This is a genomic window from Haemophilus parainfluenzae, from assembly GCF_036288925.1.
In the GTDB taxonomy this organism is placed as follows: domain Bacteria; phylum Pseudomonadota; class Gammaproteobacteria; order Enterobacterales; family Pasteurellaceae; genus Haemophilus_D.
In genome coordinates this window covers 967,972-984,141 of record NZ_CP127167.1, presented here as the reverse complement: position 1 = coordinate 984,141, position 16,170 = coordinate 967,972, and the positions used below count along the sequence as shown (strand labels likewise).

15 protein-coding genes and 6 tRNA genes are annotated in these 16,170 nt (G+C 38.2%); 5 read left to right on the top strand and 16 right to left on the bottom strand.

Going from position 1 to position 16,170, the window contains the following annotated elements:
* Positions 1–73: 73 nt before the first annotated feature.
* The 6 genes from QQS40_RS05025 to QQS40_RS05000 form a co-directional block, all read right to left on the bottom strand.
* Positions 74–1,300 (bottom strand): tyrosine-type recombinase/integrase, encoded by a 1,227-nt coding sequence (locus tag QQS40_RS05025; RefSeq protein ID WP_329506534.1) that lies wholly within the window; start codon positions 1,298–1,300, stop codon positions 74–76.
* Between the two features lie 204 nt (positions 1,301–1,504).
* Positions 1,505–1,590: transfer RNA gene (locus QQS40_RS05020), tRNA-Leu, on the bottom strand.
* A gap of 20 nt (positions 1,591–1,610) precedes the next feature.
* Positions 1,611–1,958 carry a preprotein translocase subunit SecG gene (gene secG / locus QQS40_RS05015; RefSeq protein WP_070582988.1) on the bottom strand — a complete coding sequence of 116 codons (348 nt, stop codon included), beginning with the start codon at positions 1,956–1,958 and terminating at the stop codon, positions 1,611–1,613.
* Positions 1,959–2,075: 117 nt separating this feature from the next.
* Entirely contained in the window at positions 2,076–4,019 is a 1,944-nt protein-coding gene (locus QQS40_RS05010; RefSeq protein ID WP_329506531.1) for a DNA topoisomerase III, read from the bottom strand.
* 4 nt (positions 4,020–4,023) lie between these two features.
* A complete protein-coding gene (gene recR / locus QQS40_RS05005) occupies positions 4,024–4,626 on the bottom strand; it encodes a recombination mediator RecR (RefSeq protein WP_289901572.1) in 603 nt (200 codons plus the stop codon).
* Positions 4,627–4,687: 61 nt separating this feature from the next.
* A complete protein-coding gene (locus QQS40_RS05000) occupies positions 4,688–5,017 on the bottom strand; it encodes a YbaB/EbfC family nucleoid-associated protein (RefSeq protein ID WP_005696839.1) in 330 nt (109 codons plus the stop codon).
* A 135-nt stretch (positions 5,018–5,152) separates the two neighbouring features.
* Between QQS40_RS05000 and QQS40_RS04995 the strand changes: the two genes are divergently transcribed.
* Entirely contained in the window at positions 5,153–6,244 is a 1,092-nt protein-coding gene (locus QQS40_RS04995; protein ID WP_329506529.1) for a metallophosphoesterase, read from the top strand.
* Positions 6,245–6,320: 76 nt separating this feature from the next.
* Entirely contained in the window at positions 6,321–7,148 is an 828-nt protein-coding gene (locus tag QQS40_RS04990; RefSeq protein ID WP_329506527.1) for a transferrin-binding protein-like solute binding protein, read from the top strand.
* Between the two features lie 56 nt (positions 7,149–7,204).
* Here QQS40_RS04990 and QQS40_RS04985 read toward each other — a convergent pair whose 3' ends face one another.
* The 7 genes from QQS40_RS04985 to mutY all read right to left on the bottom strand — a co-directional run bounded on the left by QQS40_RS04985 (position 7,205) and on the right by mutY (position 12,979).
* The gene (locus QQS40_RS04985; protein ID WP_329506525.1) at positions 7,205–8,575 is read right to left on the bottom strand and encodes an L-serine ammonia-lyase; all 1,371 of its coding nucleotides are present in this window, start codon (positions 8,573–8,575) and stop codon (positions 7,205–7,207) included.
* 35 nt (positions 8,576–8,610) lie between these two features.
* Positions 8,611–9,849, bottom strand: coding sequence for an HAAAP family serine/threonine permease (locus QQS40_RS04980; protein ID WP_289901574.1), 1,239 nt, complete (start codon positions 9,847–9,849; stop codon positions 8,611–8,613).
* A gap of 276 nt (positions 9,850–10,125) precedes the next feature.
* Positions 10,126–10,201: transfer RNA gene (locus tag QQS40_RS04975), tRNA-Asn, on the bottom strand.
* 2 nt (positions 10,202–10,203) lie between these two features.
* Positions 10,204–10,279, bottom strand: a tRNA-Phe gene (locus QQS40_RS04970).
* A 227-nt stretch (positions 10,280–10,506) separates the two neighbouring features.
* Positions 10,507–11,586: a membrane-bound lytic murein transglycosylase MltC gene (mltC, locus tag QQS40_RS04965; protein WP_329506523.1), complete on the bottom strand. Its 1,080-nt coding sequence runs from the start codon at positions 11,584–11,586 to the stop codon at positions 10,507–10,509.
* Positions 11,587–11,595: 9 nt separating this feature from the next.
* Entirely contained in the window at positions 11,596–11,868 is a 273-nt protein-coding gene (locus tag QQS40_RS04960) for an oxidative damage protection protein (RefSeq protein ID WP_014064755.1), read from the bottom strand.
* Complete coding sequence (gene mutY, locus QQS40_RS04955; RefSeq protein WP_289901576.1) at positions 11,861–12,979, bottom strand: A/G-specific adenine glycosylase; 1,119 nt, start codon at positions 12,977–12,979, stop codon at positions 11,861–11,863. The genes QQS40_RS04960 and mutY overlap by 8 nt, the downstream gene beginning before the upstream one ends.
* 192 nt (positions 12,980–13,171) lie before the next feature.
* Here mutY and rpmE point away from each other — a divergent pair, with 192 nt between their 5' ends.
* Positions 13,172–13,384 (top strand): 50S ribosomal protein L31, encoded by a 213-nt coding sequence (gene rpmE / locus QQS40_RS04950; protein WP_005696847.1) that lies wholly within the window; start codon positions 13,172–13,174, stop codon positions 13,382–13,384.
* A gap of 244 nt (positions 13,385–13,628) precedes the next feature.
* Here rpmE and folD read toward each other — a convergent pair whose 3' ends face one another.
* Positions 13,629–14,486: a bifunctional methylenetetrahydrofolate dehydrogenase/methenyltetrahydrofolate cyclohydrolase FolD gene (gene folD / locus QQS40_RS04945; protein ID WP_329506518.1), complete on the bottom strand. Its 858-nt coding sequence runs from the start codon at positions 14,484–14,486 to the stop codon at positions 13,629–13,631.
* Positions 14,487–14,664: 178 nt separating this feature from the next.
* On the opposite strand from folD, the gene QQS40_RS04940 reads away from it, so the two are divergent.
* Together QQS40_RS04940 and QQS40_RS04935 are read left to right on the top strand one after the other, a co-directional pair.
* Positions 14,665–14,741, top strand: a tRNA-Pro gene (locus tag QQS40_RS04940).
* Positions 14,742–14,793: 52 nt separating this feature from the next.
* A tRNA-Arg gene (locus tag QQS40_RS04935) sits at positions 14,794–14,870 on the top strand.
* Positions 14,871–15,585: 715 nt separating this feature from the next.
* On the opposite strand, the gene QQS40_RS04930 is transcribed toward QQS40_RS04935, so the two are convergent.
* Both QQS40_RS04930 and QQS40_RS04925 read right to left on the bottom strand, forming a co-directional pair.
* The gene (locus QQS40_RS04930; protein ID WP_329506516.1) at positions 15,586–15,771 is read right to left on the bottom strand and encodes an Arm DNA-binding domain-containing protein; all 186 of its coding nucleotides are present in this window, start codon (positions 15,769–15,771) and stop codon (positions 15,586–15,588) included.
* 199 nt (positions 15,772–15,970) lie between these two features.
* Positions 15,971–16,060: transfer RNA gene (locus QQS40_RS04925), tRNA-Ser, on the bottom strand.
* Positions 16,061–16,170: the final 110 nt, after the last annotated feature.

The window sequence follows — 16,170 nt, the reverse complement described above, 5'->3', positions numbered from 1 at the left end:
ATTTATAAATAAAAAATACCAAAGGTGAAGAGGTGAAGACTAAAACCTATAAAAAACTTTTTTAATATACTAATTATAAATTTAAGTTCATTCCGCAAGATTCACAATAATCACCGATAAGCTGCATTATGGGTTTTCTTTCTTCTAAATAATTATATCGATTGTAAGTATTTTCTAAGTCGTCTCCGCCTTCTAATAAATGAGAGAGAATAGTTTCAGATACATTGCGTTCAACTTTATGAGAGGCTAAGAATGTTTTAATAAACGCACGGATGCCGTGAGCAGTTAATTTATCTTTATAGCCGATACGTTTTAGAGCAACATTTACGGTTGCTTTATTCATGGGTTGATTTTTTGATGAGCGCCCAGCAAAAACAAAAGAGCTATTTTCTGAAAACAGTTTCATCACTTCTAAAAGCTGAATTGCTTGTGAAGATAAAGGCACAGTATGCGGTCGTTTTTTGTCTGCTTGCCCTTTCATTTTTTCTTTGGGGATATTCCACAACTTGTTATCAAAATCAATTTCTGACCATTCCGCATTTACTGCCTCTTTTGGTCGTAATGCAGTTAAGAATGACCAACAAATTAATAAATAGGTTTTTTTCCCTATACGAGCATTTTCTAAGTCTTGGAATAATTTTGAGAGTTCATCAAGTTTAATAGTGGGATGTGGCGTAGATGATTTTATATAGAAGTTTTTCACGGCCAATCTGCAGTTATGGCTTTCTATGATACCTTTTGTTATCGCATGATCCATAATTGCACTGACAAGCTGGTGGATTTTTTTGAGCGTGTTACTTCTATCTGCTATTTTTTCATAAATGCTAACTAACTCTTTTACTTTTATTTCTGATACATGCTTATCGCCAATATAAGGGAAGATATGATTTTTCAATCGTTCCCAATTCTTTTCTCGTGTTTCTGGATTTTTAGCTTTTTCTTTGTAAATACCATTAAAGTAACTTTCTGCAACAGAATGGAACGTATCTTTTAGACGGTTTTCATATTCTTGTTGGATGCGGATTTTTTCTTCTTGTGGATCAATACCTTTAGCAAGTAACGCACGATATTCTTCACGTTTAGCACGAGCATCTGCTAATTGGATTTGGGGATACATTCCAAGGCCAGCATTTGTTCTTTTTTTTGTGACTGGATGATAGTAGTTAAATAGCCAAATTTTAGATCCGTTTGGCTTAACTCTTAGAATAAGACCGTTACCATCAGATAATGGATATTCTTTTTCTTTTGGCTTTGCTTTTCTGATTTCTGTATCTGTTAAAGGTTTTTTGGTTCTAGACATAAGATTTCTTCCCTAACGCAGTAATACAAGATAATAGATATAGTAACATCAACTAAGTCAGTGTTACTAATAGTGTTACTAAAAACAGCGATTAAAGACAATTAGAGACGATTAGATATGATGGGTGAAAGTGCTATAAACCCTTGTGAAACCTGGATAAAACAAAACCCCGCGATTAGTTTCGCGGGGCTTTGTTTAGTCAAATGGTGCTCTGAGCGAGACTTGAACTCGCACGGCCTGCGGCCACTACCCCCTCAAGATAGCGTGTCTACCAATTCCACCACCAGAGCGTTTATTCTGTTTTTATTCCTTATTGCGGAATATCATTATTTTTGTTTTCAACCGCTGGAGCAACTTGTTGTTGCTGTTGTTGAACTTGTTCAGCAGTTTGAGATAAATCGTCAAACGAACCTTTTTGTACGTTGCCACGGTGAGAGTTAATGTTACCTAACACTAAAGCAATCACAAAAAAGCCAGTTGCTAAGATTGCACTGGTACGGGTTAAGAAGTTACCTGCACCTGCAGAACCAAACATCGTACCTGATGCACCGCCGCCAAATGACGCACCTGCGTTCGCACCTTTACCTTGTTGAACAAGGATAAAGCCGATTAAGGCGATACAAATTAATACATAAACAAATAATAAAATATTGTACATTATTCTTTCTTCTTATAAATTGCAATTTCGCAGGAAAACTGGTGGTGAATGTTATATAAAATTCTTGCTTTTCGCAAGCGCTTTCCCATTTTTTTTGCTTAATTGTATTAAGTTTAATCACTTTTCAGCATGTAAATCTTCCGATTTTTTGACCGCTCTTTTTCGTTTTGTTGCTGGTGTGCTTAAACCTTTTGAAATCTGACTTAAACGACGTAATGCGGTGAAATCAACAAAACGCACTAAATCCGGCAGCATTTGATTAAGCGTAAACATAAATTGCTGATAACTCGCCTGTTTTTGGCTGATATCGGTTAATTGCGCTTCCCAATGTGCCGTCATGTCAGGTTGCGTAGCAATATCCGGCAAAGCTGAAATGAGGATCCGCCCTGTTTCTGTGCTGTGAATATTGCGTCCTTTTTTCGTCAAAAAACCGCGTTTAAACAGCAATTCAATAATACCTGCACGCGTGGCTTCTGTGCCAAGCCCATCCGTTTCACGCAGAATTTTTTTCAATTCTTTATCTTGCACAAAACGTGCAATCCCTGTCATGGCGGAAAGCAATGTCGCATCGGTAAATGGTTTTGGCGGTTGCGTTTTTTTGCTCACCACTTCGCCTCGTTCACAATACAGGATCTGCCCCTTCTTCACGATCGGCAATAACGGCTCTTGATTTTCATCTTCGTCTTCTTTGCCAAGCAACGCTTTCCAACCTGCTGTTTGCAAGTTACGAGCTTGCGCCACAAAAGTACCACCCGCAATACTTAAGGTAATTTTGCTTTTACGATATTCCGCATCGGGACAGAACTGCAATAAATACTGGCGTGCAATCAATTCATAAATACGTTGTTCATCAATGCTTAAATTGCTCGAGCGTGTGTTAGCCGTCGGAATAATCGCATGGTGCGCTTCCACTTTTTTATCATTCCAGCAACGATTACGCTGCTCGCTATCCACCACCGATGGCAAGGTTTGATAAGTCTGACAATGCAGTGAAATGGCATTCATCACTTTATGTCGCTCAGCAAAATGCTCTTCCGGCAAATAGCGACAATCAGAACGAGGATAGGTAATCAAACGATGGGTTTCATATAACCGCTGACACGTATCCAACACGCTCTGTGCCGACATCCCAAAACGTTTTGCCGCATCAATCTGCAATGCTGACAACGAGTAAGGCAAAGGCGCTGTTTCTTTCTCGCGCTTATCTACATATTCGGTCACTTCGGCAGGTTGATCGGTAATGCGTTTCATCACATTTTCGGCTAAGCCTAAAGACAGCACACGACCATCTTCATCTTGGTAGTCTTCGCAAGCTTTACTTGGTTGCCAAAGTGCAGAAAAAAGTGCGGTCGGATTTTCAGATGTTTTTTCGTCTTTTATCCATGCCAACACTTCATAGAAATCTTTTGGTTGGAAATGTTCAATTTCCAAATCGCGTCGAACAATCAAACCTAATACGGGGGTCTGCACTCGCCCAACAGAAAGCACACCATCATAACCCGCTTGGCGACCGCGAATGGTATAAGCGCGAGTCATATTAATACCATAAAGCCAATCCGCACGAGCACGCGCCAGTGCAGAGGTGGCTAATGGAATAAAATGACGATTCGGTTGGAGTTTTTGTACCGCTTTTTCGACCGCGCTTGGGTTAAGATCGCTAATCAGACAACGTAAAATGCCATCACGTTTTTCCGCTGATAAATTGGCATAACTAAACACTTCATCCACCAGCAACTGCCCTTCTCTATCCGGGTCACCTGCGTTAACTAAAACATCAGCTTGATGAATCAGTTTTTCCACCACAGAAAGTTGTTTTTTGACTTCTTTTCGCGGTAACAGAATCCATTTTTCAGGAATGATGGGTAAATGTTCTAAACGCCATTGTTTGAATTTCGGATCGTAGGCATCCGGCTCTGCCTGTTCGAGCAAATGCCCCACGCACCAAGTCACAACATCATCATTGCCGCATTTAATAAAACCATCACCACGTTGATGAGGTTTTGGCAATACATCGGCAATAGCTCGCCCAAGACTGGGTTTCTCGGCAATAAACAGGCGCATAAGATTAGTCGATCTGACGACGACCTAAGAAAGAGTGGGTTAAGGTTGTGCCGTCCACAGTTTCTAATTCCCCACCGACAGGGATCCCGTGAGCAATACGGCTTACTTTAATATTATGTTGATGGCAAATTTCAGCAATATAATTGGCTGTGGCATCGCCTTCTACCGTTGGATTGGTCGCTAAAATCACTTCATGGAAAGATTCTTCTACCAGACGTTTTTGCAATAAATCCAAACCAATCTCTTTTGGCCCAATACCATCTAAAGGCGATAAATGCCCCATTAAGACAAAATAACGTCCAGAAAACTGGCCTGTTTGCTCAATTGCTTGGATATCAGCCGGCATTTCCACCACGCAAAGCAAACCTGAATTTTGACGGCGAGGATTGTTACAAATATTGCACCTTTCCTCTTCGGTAAAATCACGACACTGCGAACAATGCCCAATTTTAGACATCGCTTCCGTTAATGCACGAGCTAAATTCATCCCACCGCTACGATTGCGCTGTAAAAGATGATAAGCCATGCGCTGCGCTGATTTCGGGCCTACACCCGGCAAGCAACGAAAGTTTTCAATAAGATGTTCTAAAAGTGGACTGCTTTGCATAGTATTTATGATGGGAGAAAATGAATGGTGTGTGAAGCGATAAATTCACACACCCAATGAATTAAAATGGAAGTTTCATTCCTGGAGGTAATGGCATGCCTGCGGTCACAGAAGCCATTTTTTCTTTTTGCAATTCTTCTGCACGACGGACTGCATCGTTGAATGCGGCAGCGATTAAATCTTCCAACATTTCTTTGTCGTCTTCCATTAAAGAAGGATCGATCTCAATACGACGGCAGTTGTGCGCACCATTAATCGTGATTTTTACTAAACCTGCACCGCTTTCGCCTGTTACTTCTAATTGGGCAATTTCTTCCTGCATTTTTTGCATTTTTTCTTGCATTTGTTGGGCTTGTTTCATCAAACCGCCTAAACCGCCTTTTCCAAACATTGGATTTTCCTTCTTAAATTAACTAAAACGAGCCGCATTTTAGCGAAAAAATTTGCCTTTGGGAACAGAGAAATTTATTATTCCACACTTCAAAACTGGGTCAAAAACGACCGCACTTTTATTTAGGAATCGCTAATGGAAACTCGTTATTACTTTATATTTACGGCAGCTATTATTTTGTTACAACTGCTGATTTATATTTTTAATAAAACGCTGATTTGGTGGCTAAACAAACCACTCTCCCAAAAGGCAAGACGAACTATCACTTTTACCAGTTTTTTGCTTCCTAATGTCTTAGTTATTTGTCATTTTTTAAAGCTTTTTACGGTATTTCGACTTATTGCTTTAGTGCTCGCGCTGCTTCTTTTTTCAGCCTTTGCGAGTATCACCGTGGGAGGTATTCACTTCCTTTTCCGAAAATCCAAATCCATCACCAAAATCGACCGCACTTTGCGTATAGCTTATCCCGTTTTATTTATTGGTATCATTACTTTAAGTGTGTATAACGCCTATGTAACCCGTGTTATTCATTATGAAATTACGCTAGATAAACCCATTAAACCATTTCGAATTGGCATGGCAAGCGATCTCCATTTAGGTAAATTATTTGGTGGGAAAGAATTGGATAAACTAGCTGACATTATGCAGCAAGAAAAGGTGGATATCATTTTACTGCCTGGCGATATTATGGACGATAACGTCAATGCCTATTTAGCCGAAAAAATGCAACCTCATCTAGCAAAACTCAAAGCGCCAATGGGCGTTTATGCCACACTAGGCAATCACGATTTATTTGGAGACCAAGATCGAATTGATCAAGAAATTCGCAAAGCGGGTATTACCGTATTAAGAGATGAAACATTAACGTTAAATAATGAATTGGTACTTATTGGACGAAATGACGATCTTGCTCATGATAGACCAAGTAGCGAAACATTATTAAAACAAGTGAATACTGACTTACCGACTATCCTATTGGATCACCGCCCAACAGATATTGAAAAACATGCTTCACTTCCGCTTGACATTCAAGTTTCAGGGCATGTACATAAAGGGCAAATATTCCCAGCCAGTTTAATCACGAAAATGATGTATCGTTTGGATTATGGCTATGAAAAGATTGGCAATCCACATGTTTTTGTCACTTCTGGTTATGGCTTCTGGGGCATTCCAATGCGATTAGGATCTCAATCAGAAGTGGTGATTATTGATGTGAAAGAGAAATGACAGATAATACTTGTAAAAATAATAAGTTATCTCTAAAATCAAAAACGACTTGTTATTTGCTAAGGAGTATTCATAAATGAAAAGACATTTCTTAATTTCAGCATTATCTGTACTATTAATTTCAGCCTGTGGTTCTGGGGGCGGTGGTTCTGGGGGCGGTGGTTCTGAGAATCCTAATCCAGTAACCCCATCTCCAGAAACGCCCAAAGAAACCATCAGCAGTGAAGGAAAAAACTATATTGCTAATGTAAATTTGACATCTCTCTCACAAAATCCTGTTCAGTTTAATAATTCTGATAAACTTTCACAAATTACTGTTGAAGGAAAAACATTCGATCTTGTTGAAGTAAGTAAAGATGGAATAAGCCAAAGTGGTTGGTTACGTGTTATCGGTGGAAATATTCAAACAGGTCAAGATAATCTACCCGATCAAATTCGTAAAGTATCGGTTTATTCTTCAGATAACTTAGTGGTTGGATTACTTTCTTCCAATATTTCAGAGTGGCATGAGTATGCTTTTATTAATGGTAAATATACCGATGTACGCGATATGCCAAAAGGAAGTGCGACTTATTCTATTCGAGTACCGATGTTTAGCCATACTAAACACTCTGTTTCAGACTATTCAACTAGAGGAAAACTTAACGTCAATTTTGATAATAAAACTGTGAATGGTGCTATTGAAGTCAGTAACAGAGAAGAAAATAATAAAACTCCTGAAACATTACAACTTAATGCAAAAATTAATGGCAGCTCATTTGCATCAGAAGAGCAAGATCCTGTCATTCTTAAAGGTGGCTTCTTTGGACCAAATGCAAATGAAATTGGTGGGATATTCAGAACAAAAGAAGTAAATAACAATACGTCTCCTCACATAGGAGCATTCGCTGGTAAAAAAGACTAAATTAGATAAATAAAAGAGTGGTCATTTTTGACCGCTCTTTTATTATCAATGAAATCTTAAGAACACACTACTTTCACCGCTAAGCCACCTTGTGACGTTTCACGGTATTTAGCATTCATATCTTTACCTGTTTCATACATGGTTTCGATCACTTTATCCAAGGTTACGCGAGGATTTGTGGTACGGCGTAATGCCATACGGCTTGCGTTAATCGCTTTCACCGAAGCAATTGCGTTACGTTCAATACAAGGCACCTGTACTTGGCCTCCAACAGGGTCGCAAGTTAAGCCAAGATTATGTTCCATCGCAATTTCAGCTGCAATACACACTTGTACTGGCGTACCGCCTAGGATTTCAGTTAAACCCGCTGCAGCCATTGAACATGCCACACCCACTTCACCTTGGCAGCCTACTTCTGCACCTGAAATAGACGCATTCATCTTATAAAGTGAACCAATCATACCAGCAGCCAATAAGTAGCGCTCAATCACATCCTGTGTTAAAGGTCCTACGAATTTTTCGTAATAAGAAAGCACAGCTGGCACAATACCACAAGCACCGTTAGTTGGTGCAGTCACGACACGTCCACCTGCAGCATTCTCTTCGTTTACCGCAAGGGCAAACATATTCACCCAGTCGATGACATGCATTGGATCATTTGCAAGACGATTACTATTGGCTTGCAATAAACGATAAAGTGACGGTGCACGACGCACCACTTTTAATGGGCCAGGTAACACGCCTTCTGTATTGACACCATGCTCAATACAATCTTTCATGGTTTTCCAGACATTATGTAAATGCGCTTCAACCTCTTTTTTATCACGTAATGCTAACTCATTTCTCATCATTACCGTAGAAAGCATTAAGCCATTTTCCTGACAATGTTTCAAAATATCTTCAGCATATTGATAAGGATACGGCACGGCCACTGGATTCTCTTCCTCTTGACCAAAATGTGCTTCATCAACAATAAAACCACCACCGATAGAATAATAGGTTTGACGGTAAAGCACATGACGCTCAGCATCTAATGCAGTAATGGTCATGCCATTTTCATGCAACGATAAAAAAGAATTATGGAATACCATATTGACATCCCAATCGAAATTAACCGTTTTTTTACCCTGTGCAATCGACAGTTTTTTGGTTTGTTTAACCTGTTCGATAAAAGTTGGGATTAAATCAATGTCTACATCGTGCGGTAGATAACCGGCTAATCCCATGATGATCGCGATATCTGTATTATGGCCATGCCCCGTCATGGAGAGAGAACCATATACATCAACGTGCAAGGTTGCAACGGCATCAAATTTACCTTGCTCGATTAAATCGTCAATAAACTGTTTACCCGCTTTCATCGGGCCGACAGTATGGGAGCTGGATGGCCCAACCCCCACTTTAAACATATCAAATACACTAATCATATTATTTTCAATCCTAAGCTAACCTAAAAAGTCGCTTATAATAATCCATATACGACCGCAGAGATAGCAATTAATCCCATTACTGTAACAAATACATTACTAAAACGACCTTGATAACGTTTCATCGCAGGTACATTACGGATTGCATACATTGGCATAATGAAAAGAATCATCGCAATAATTGGTCCGCCAAGTGATTCAATCAACCCTAAAATACTTGGGTTAATGATTGCTACGCCCCATAATGTTAATAAGAAGAATACTGCAGTACCATAATTTAATTTTTTACGATTCACACTTTCACCTTTCATTTTGAGGTATAAGCCTTCTAAGCCTTCACGTGCCCCCAAATAATGGCCAAAGAATGAACTCGTAATCGCTAAGAAAGCCACTAATGGTGCAAAGTAAGAAATGTATGGATTATCAAATTTATTCGCAAGATAAGACAAGATACTGATATTTTGTGCTTTTGCCTCTAATAACTCTACCGGTGTTAACGTTAATACACAGCTAAACACAAAGAACATCACGAAGAAAAGTAATATAGTTGAAGCCCCTTTCTCTGTATGACCAATGTGATATTCCGTTGTATCAAAATCTTTATATTCACGTTGTTGAGAAAGCGTGAAAGAAGAAATTGCCGGAGAATGGTTAAAAGAGAAGACTAATACTGGGATAGTTAACCACAATGTAGTGATAAAACCACCAGTAGTAGGAAGCTCATAAAGCATTGATGCATTCCATTGAGGAATGAGATAGATTGATAATGCAAAGAGAATCAATACCAATGGATAAACTAATAATTCAGTGATTTTCAACATTACTTTTTCACTGAACAGCATTACCGAAATTAATACCGCAATTAATACAAAAGAAAGAATTACACGGTTTGGTGAAGCCATACCTAATTGGTTTACGATAAAAGAATCAACCGTATTAGTAATACCGTTTCCATAAATTAATAAAATAGGAAAGATCGCAAAAAAATACAAGAGTGTAATTAATTTTCCTGCTGTTGGACCAAAATGTTCTTCAACTACTTCAGTAATATCACTGCCAGGTTTAGAAGAAGATAATACGAAATAAGCCAAGCCTCGATGAGCAAAATAAGTCATTGGCCCCACTAGAATCGCCATTATAATTAATGGCCAAAAACCACCCATCCCCGCATTAATAGGTAAAAATAACACACCGGCACCAACGGCAGTACCAAATAAATTTAATACCCATGCGACATCAAATTTATTCCACTTTTTATTAGTTATTGTATTCATATTGAATCCTTATAGAGTTAGTTATAAACTGTTCATTTAATAAGCACTTATTGAATGACGGCGATATTATGAAAGGGATTAAAAAGGAATGCAAAGTATAAAAGATAAAAATGTGATCTACATAACAAATTTATTTGAATTATTTTTATAAATATTTATCTAGATCAAAAAAATACTAAGAAAAAATTTATTTTTTTATTTGGAAAGAAATGAAGAAATTATATTTTGCAAAGAGAAAAGCAAAAGCCGCTAATTAAATAGCGGCTTCTTAAAATTTGGCTCCTCCTGCGGGACTCGAACCTGCGACATATGGATTAACAGTCCACCGTTCTACCGACTGAACTAAGGAGGAAATGGTGCCTCGAGGCGGAATCGAACCACCGACACGGGGATTTTCAATCCCCTGCTCTACCGACTGAGCTATCGAGGCGTTATCGTTATTGGCTACTGCCTGACAACGGAGCGTATTAAACTATTTTTTTGAGTATTGGTCAACAACTAAATTCAAAAAAAGTGAAAAAATTAGTTTGTTTGAATGGTTAATAACCAAAACGTCTATAAAAAGAACGTTTTTTGAAAACTCAATTAAAAATAACCGCTCTTTCTAAAAAAATAATGCCCGAAAATTCTTTCGAGCATTGTATTTAATCACCGAAATTATCGTCTTACACGGAATTTCTTTTGTGCTGAATCTACTTTCAACAAGTAATTTCTCGCTTGTGAAGATGGATGTGCCGTAGTGAGAATACGATATACCTGTTCAGGATACATTTGATTGATTTTATAAATAGCTTCATATTTATCACTGTCAAATACCCGCAACACTGCTCCAGCTCCACTATTATAAGCAGAAATCATTGCAAAACGTTTAGAAGTTGGATTCGTAATACCATCTAAATATTGATTTTGTAGAATCCATAAATAAGATACACCCGCATCAATATTATTTGCAGGATCATACAGATAACGAGCTGATGGTTGTCCACCTTTACCTTTCATGGCAAACACATCACGACCAGCCGTACTTGGCACCACTTGCATTAAGCCAATCGCATTCGCATAACTGATTGCGTAGGGGTTGAAGCTAGATTCTGTTTGCATAATACCTAAGATCAAGCTTTCATCAATACCATAGCGCTCTGCGGCTTTACGTACCAATGGAAGATATTTTTGTGCACGCACTTCAACGTGATTCGCAATCATTGAGATCACCACAAATTGCACGGTGTTACCATTTTGCAGGCGGCGAGTTTGTAATTTATTTTGGATTAAATAGGTGGCGAAGTTGCTTGCGATAACTTGGTTAGCAATTTGTTGGCCATTATTGTCCACTACCTGACCTAATAAGAAAGGACGCGTACTGATCGGTACATCACCAGAAGCGAATAAGTCGATACCTTTCGCATCCGAGCCCATCAATAAAGTATGGATAATCGCATTATGTAAGCGATTAAGATCTTTTTGTGTTTCAATGATGATTGAACCTTCATCAAAGCTTACGTGGCTACGTGTGTAGAAAGAGTCTGTATATTTCACATAGTCTTTACGGCTCGCCACTAAAAGTTCATTTACTCCCCAAATACGATCGATATTGTGAGAGAATTGACCCGTTAAAATATCTAAACCTTGCGTGTCTTTTGCAAACACTTCGTCATAATTAATGCCACGTCGATGGCTTGGCGAGTCGCTACAAGCATATAAAAGCGGAAGTAGCGCCAATAATAAATACTTTTTCATAATCTTTTGTTATTTAGATGGGGGAACGTAACCTTCAATATGCACTTCCTTGCCTTCAAATAAGAAATTCACCATTTCTTCTTCTAATAATTTTCGATGTTCGGCATTCATCATATTGAGCTTTTTCTCATTCACTAACATGGTTTGCTTTTTGATCCATTCGCCCCATGCTTGTTTACTAATTGAATTAAAAATACGTTTACCTAATTCACCGGGATACAGTTGAAAATCCAACCCTTCTGCATCTTGTTTCAAATATTCGCAAAAAACGGTTCTAGCCATAATAATTCCTTACAAATTGCGTTAATAAATTTTTCACAGGCTGAGCTAACCCGATCTGTTCTGGTGACGTTGGATCATACCAATATTTGACCGCACTTAATAGACCAGATCGAGATTCTTTTCCTTTTTCTGACAATTTTTTCCAATCTGAACGATCGCCATCTTCAGATTTTCGATCGACTTCAACATAAATAGGATGAATGTCTAGATGAAAATGACTAAACGTATGACGGAAAGTCACCCATTCTTGATATTCGGTAATTCCTTGTTCGTTCAGAAAATTCAGCAATGTTTGTTTATCATCAAACTGAGGGAAACAATACAATCCACCCCATAAGCCTTTGCTTTCACGCTGTTCTAACCAGACTTTTCCTTGATGAGATAAAATCAAAAAATAGCTCTGCTTTTCCGGCAACGATTTTTGGGGTTTCTTTCCAGGAAACGCTGTCCACTTTTCGAGTTTATTGGCTAAACAATCGTTACTTAGAGGACAAAGATCACATTTAGGTTTTGTTCGGGTGCAAATAGCCGAACCGATATCCATCATCGCTTGATTAAATTCAGCGACTCTCGTTGTTGGTGTAACCTGTTCGCTCAACTGCCATAATTGATTTTCGACTTTCTTCTCACCAGGCCAACCTTCTACAGCAAAATAACGAGAAAGGACGCGTTTTACATTACCGTCTAAAATCGGATAAGGTTGATTTTGTACAGAAGATAAAATTGCTCCTGCCGTCGATCGCCCCACGCCTGTTAATGCCCAAACTTGCTCAAATTGTGTAGGAAATTCACCTTGATATTCATCTCTAATGGTTTGAGCGGCTTTATGTAAATTTCTTGCACGGGCGTAATAACCGAGTCCCGTCCACAGATGTAACACTTCGTCTTGTGATGCATTAGCAAGTGCGGTCACATTAGGAAAGGTTTTGATAAATCGCTCAAAATAAGGAATAACAGTAGAAACTTGGGTTTGTTGTAACATTACTTCGGAAAGCCAAACACCATAAAGGGTTTTATTTTGTTGCCAAGGCAAATTTTTACGCCCAAACTTTTCATACCATTGTAAAACTGAATGGGCAAAAGGGACATCAACAGAGGATTGGGCTAACATAACTTTCCTAAAATGCAGTCAAAATAAGTAAGAACTTGGCGATGATTCTATCACTAAAGCGCACCTCTTGATCAATTTGATTTTTTCAGTATAATTCGCAGTCTATTTGGTGCCGGATTATCGGCGATTATTAACTCACGCGGTGTAAGTGGAAAGCATTTATAGCGGCGTGGCTTCAGTTTGAGGTTTTCTATGAAACAAGGTATTCATCCAGAATATAAAGAGATCACTGCAACTTGTTCTTGCGGTAACGTGATCAAAACTCGTTCAACTTTAGGCAAAGATATCAACCTTGATGTGTGCGGTAGCTGCCACCCATTCTACACTGGTAAACAACGTGTTGTTGATACTGGTGGTCGTGTTGAACGCTTTAACAGCCGTTTCAAAATCCCAGGTACAAAATAATTTGAATCTGTGTGAAGAACCCTGCTTAGGCAGGGTTTTTTATTATCCAATAACTCACAATATTTCAAATACAACCTACTAAAAGAACAATTTGATAGTATCATATCATCTGGAATATGATTGTATACTCGAACAGAAATTAGCAATCCGCCGTTGCTTATCATGGTCTGTCTTAAGTAAATAAGTCTAGATTTTGGGAGCCAAATAACTTTGATTGTGCTATTTAACTATACTTTTTTATTTTTTACACAAGTTGATTATTATGTTCATAAGCATAAAGTGTATTAAACATCAGCATAGCAACCGTCATAGGTCCCACTCCGCCCGGTACTGGCGTAATATAAGACGCTTTTTGTATCGCTACATCATATTCCACATCACCGACCAATTTACCATCAATACGGTTAATGCCTACATCAATTACGGTTGCCCCTTCTTTAATCCAATCGCCGGGAATAAAACGAGGTTTGCCAACAGCCACTACTAAAACATCTGCCTGACGAATATGATGCTCTAAATCTTTAGTGAAACGGTGCGTTACCGTAACAGTAGCGCCTGCTAATAATAATTCAAGCGACATCGGACGTCCCACAATATTTGATGCACCAACGATCACGGCATGTTTACCGTGTAAATCAATACCTGTGGTTTCCAATAATTTCATTACGCCATAAGGGGTACAAGCCCGTAAAGTTGGAATACGTTGGCATAAACGTCCAACATTATAAGGGTGAAAGCCATCTACATCTTTTTCAGGGCTAATTCGTTCAATAACGAATGCGCTATTAATCTGTTCGGGTAATGGAAGCTGAACCAAAATACCATCAATGGTTTCATCTGCATTTAATTGATCTATAAGTTGAAGTAGTTCTGCTTCTGTTGTTGTTTCAGGCAAGTCATAAGATTTAGAGATCATTCCAATCTCTTCGCAACTTTTACGTTTACTGCCCACATAGACTTGAGAAGCAGGATCTGCACCCACTAAAATTACTGCAAGTCCTGGTGCACGTTTACCTTGAGCACGATAATGTTCAATTTTACTGGCAACATCAGATTTGATTTTTTTTGATAGTTCAGTACCTGAAATAATTTGGGCGGTCATGCGTTTTCCTCTAGGTGGAATTAAGTAAACGTTTGCTATTTTAACTGAGAACGCCTTATTTTACAAAGACAACAAAAGTGCGGTTGTAAAAACTGGAATAATTTTGAGCAGTTGAAAGATAAATCTAAAAAAATTAATTGACTGAAAAGAAAAGCTCACTATAATTATGCTCAATCGTCGGCGAGTAGCGCAGCTTGGTAGCGCAACTGGTTTGGGACCAGTGGGTCGTAGGTTCAAATCCTATCTCGCCGACCACTTCTTTTATATTTCCCTCGAAATGCCATACAAAAGATGTAACCCTTGAAATGCGCCCTTAGCTCAGCTGGATAGAGCAACGCCCTTCTAAGGCGTGGGTCAAAGGTTCGAATCCTTTAGGGCGTGCCATAACTCATCTCCATCTGTCATTATTTCTCTAATGTGCTTTTTATCGAAAGTAATCAATTCAACGCATATTTTGTGCAAGACAAAATAGCGTAAATTCCAGATCTCAACAATGATTAGTTAAAAAATGATTTTAAATTTAGAAAAGAAAATATTTGAATGGCGGTGAGAGGGGGATTCGCCAGATTTAAGCAACGTATTGATTTTATTCAATTTAATTAAAAATCATAGATACAAAGGGAACAAAACAAGGAACATCTATAAAATAGTCTTAATGCTGTCATTGCGACGGCATTATTTGATAAGTAGGAAAAATAAGCAATCTTTAATTTTTATTTAATTTTGTTTTATGTATTCATTTTTTTGACAATGCGTTGACGTGAAATATGGCGGTGATTGGATTCAGATTTTACGAGAAAAGTAAGATTGAATATTTAGATGTCAAAATTTTATTCTTGAGAACATTAATAACCACTGTATAGAAATTTTATTGTGTTTTCCTTACTTGTGTTTTTTTTGGGTTGTTCAATGCGTTCAAAAGGATCAATAGTGGTTGTTCTTGTTGTTGCATCATGTTCTATCCTTTGTTTTAATCTTGGTTTTCTCGGTTAACCGTTAGCAATTAATTGATTAATACTTGCGCTTTGTTCTGTTGCAGCATTGATCATCTGCCCCTTTTCTTTAAGTTGAGCTATCCAGCTCTTCGCCACATCTTGCCCTATTCGCCTAAACTCATTTTTCTTTTTCTATTATCTAATTTATAGAAAAAATACCAAATCTTAGAGCCGCTAGAATTAATTTTGATTCCTAGCCCTGATTCTTTTCCATCATGTTTTGTATATTCTTTTTCCTGTGCTTTAAATGATAGGATCTTTGAGTCTGTAAGAGGTTTGATTATTTTCATAATGAAATGCCTTTGTATGATTAAAAACTAAACGTTTTAATCCCCACCTAAGATCCCCAAAATTAACAGGGGGTTAAATAGGGGGTTAAAAACGGAAACAAAGACAAACATAGACCAACGAAAGAAACAGATTAGATATAACTAAATCATTGTTTTTACGTTGTTTTTTGACAAGATAGACGTTATTTGACAAGGTTCATGGCGGTGAGAGGGGGATTCGAACCCCCGATGCACTTTCGCACATACACGCTTTCCAGGCGTGCTCCTTCAACCACTCGGACATCTCACCGTTTTGAAGTGCGTGAAATATAAAGATTTATCTAAGATTAGTCAAGTTTTTTGAGCTAGAACATAAAAAATCCTATTCCTTTTAGCTAAAATATAAACTTATCTCTTTTC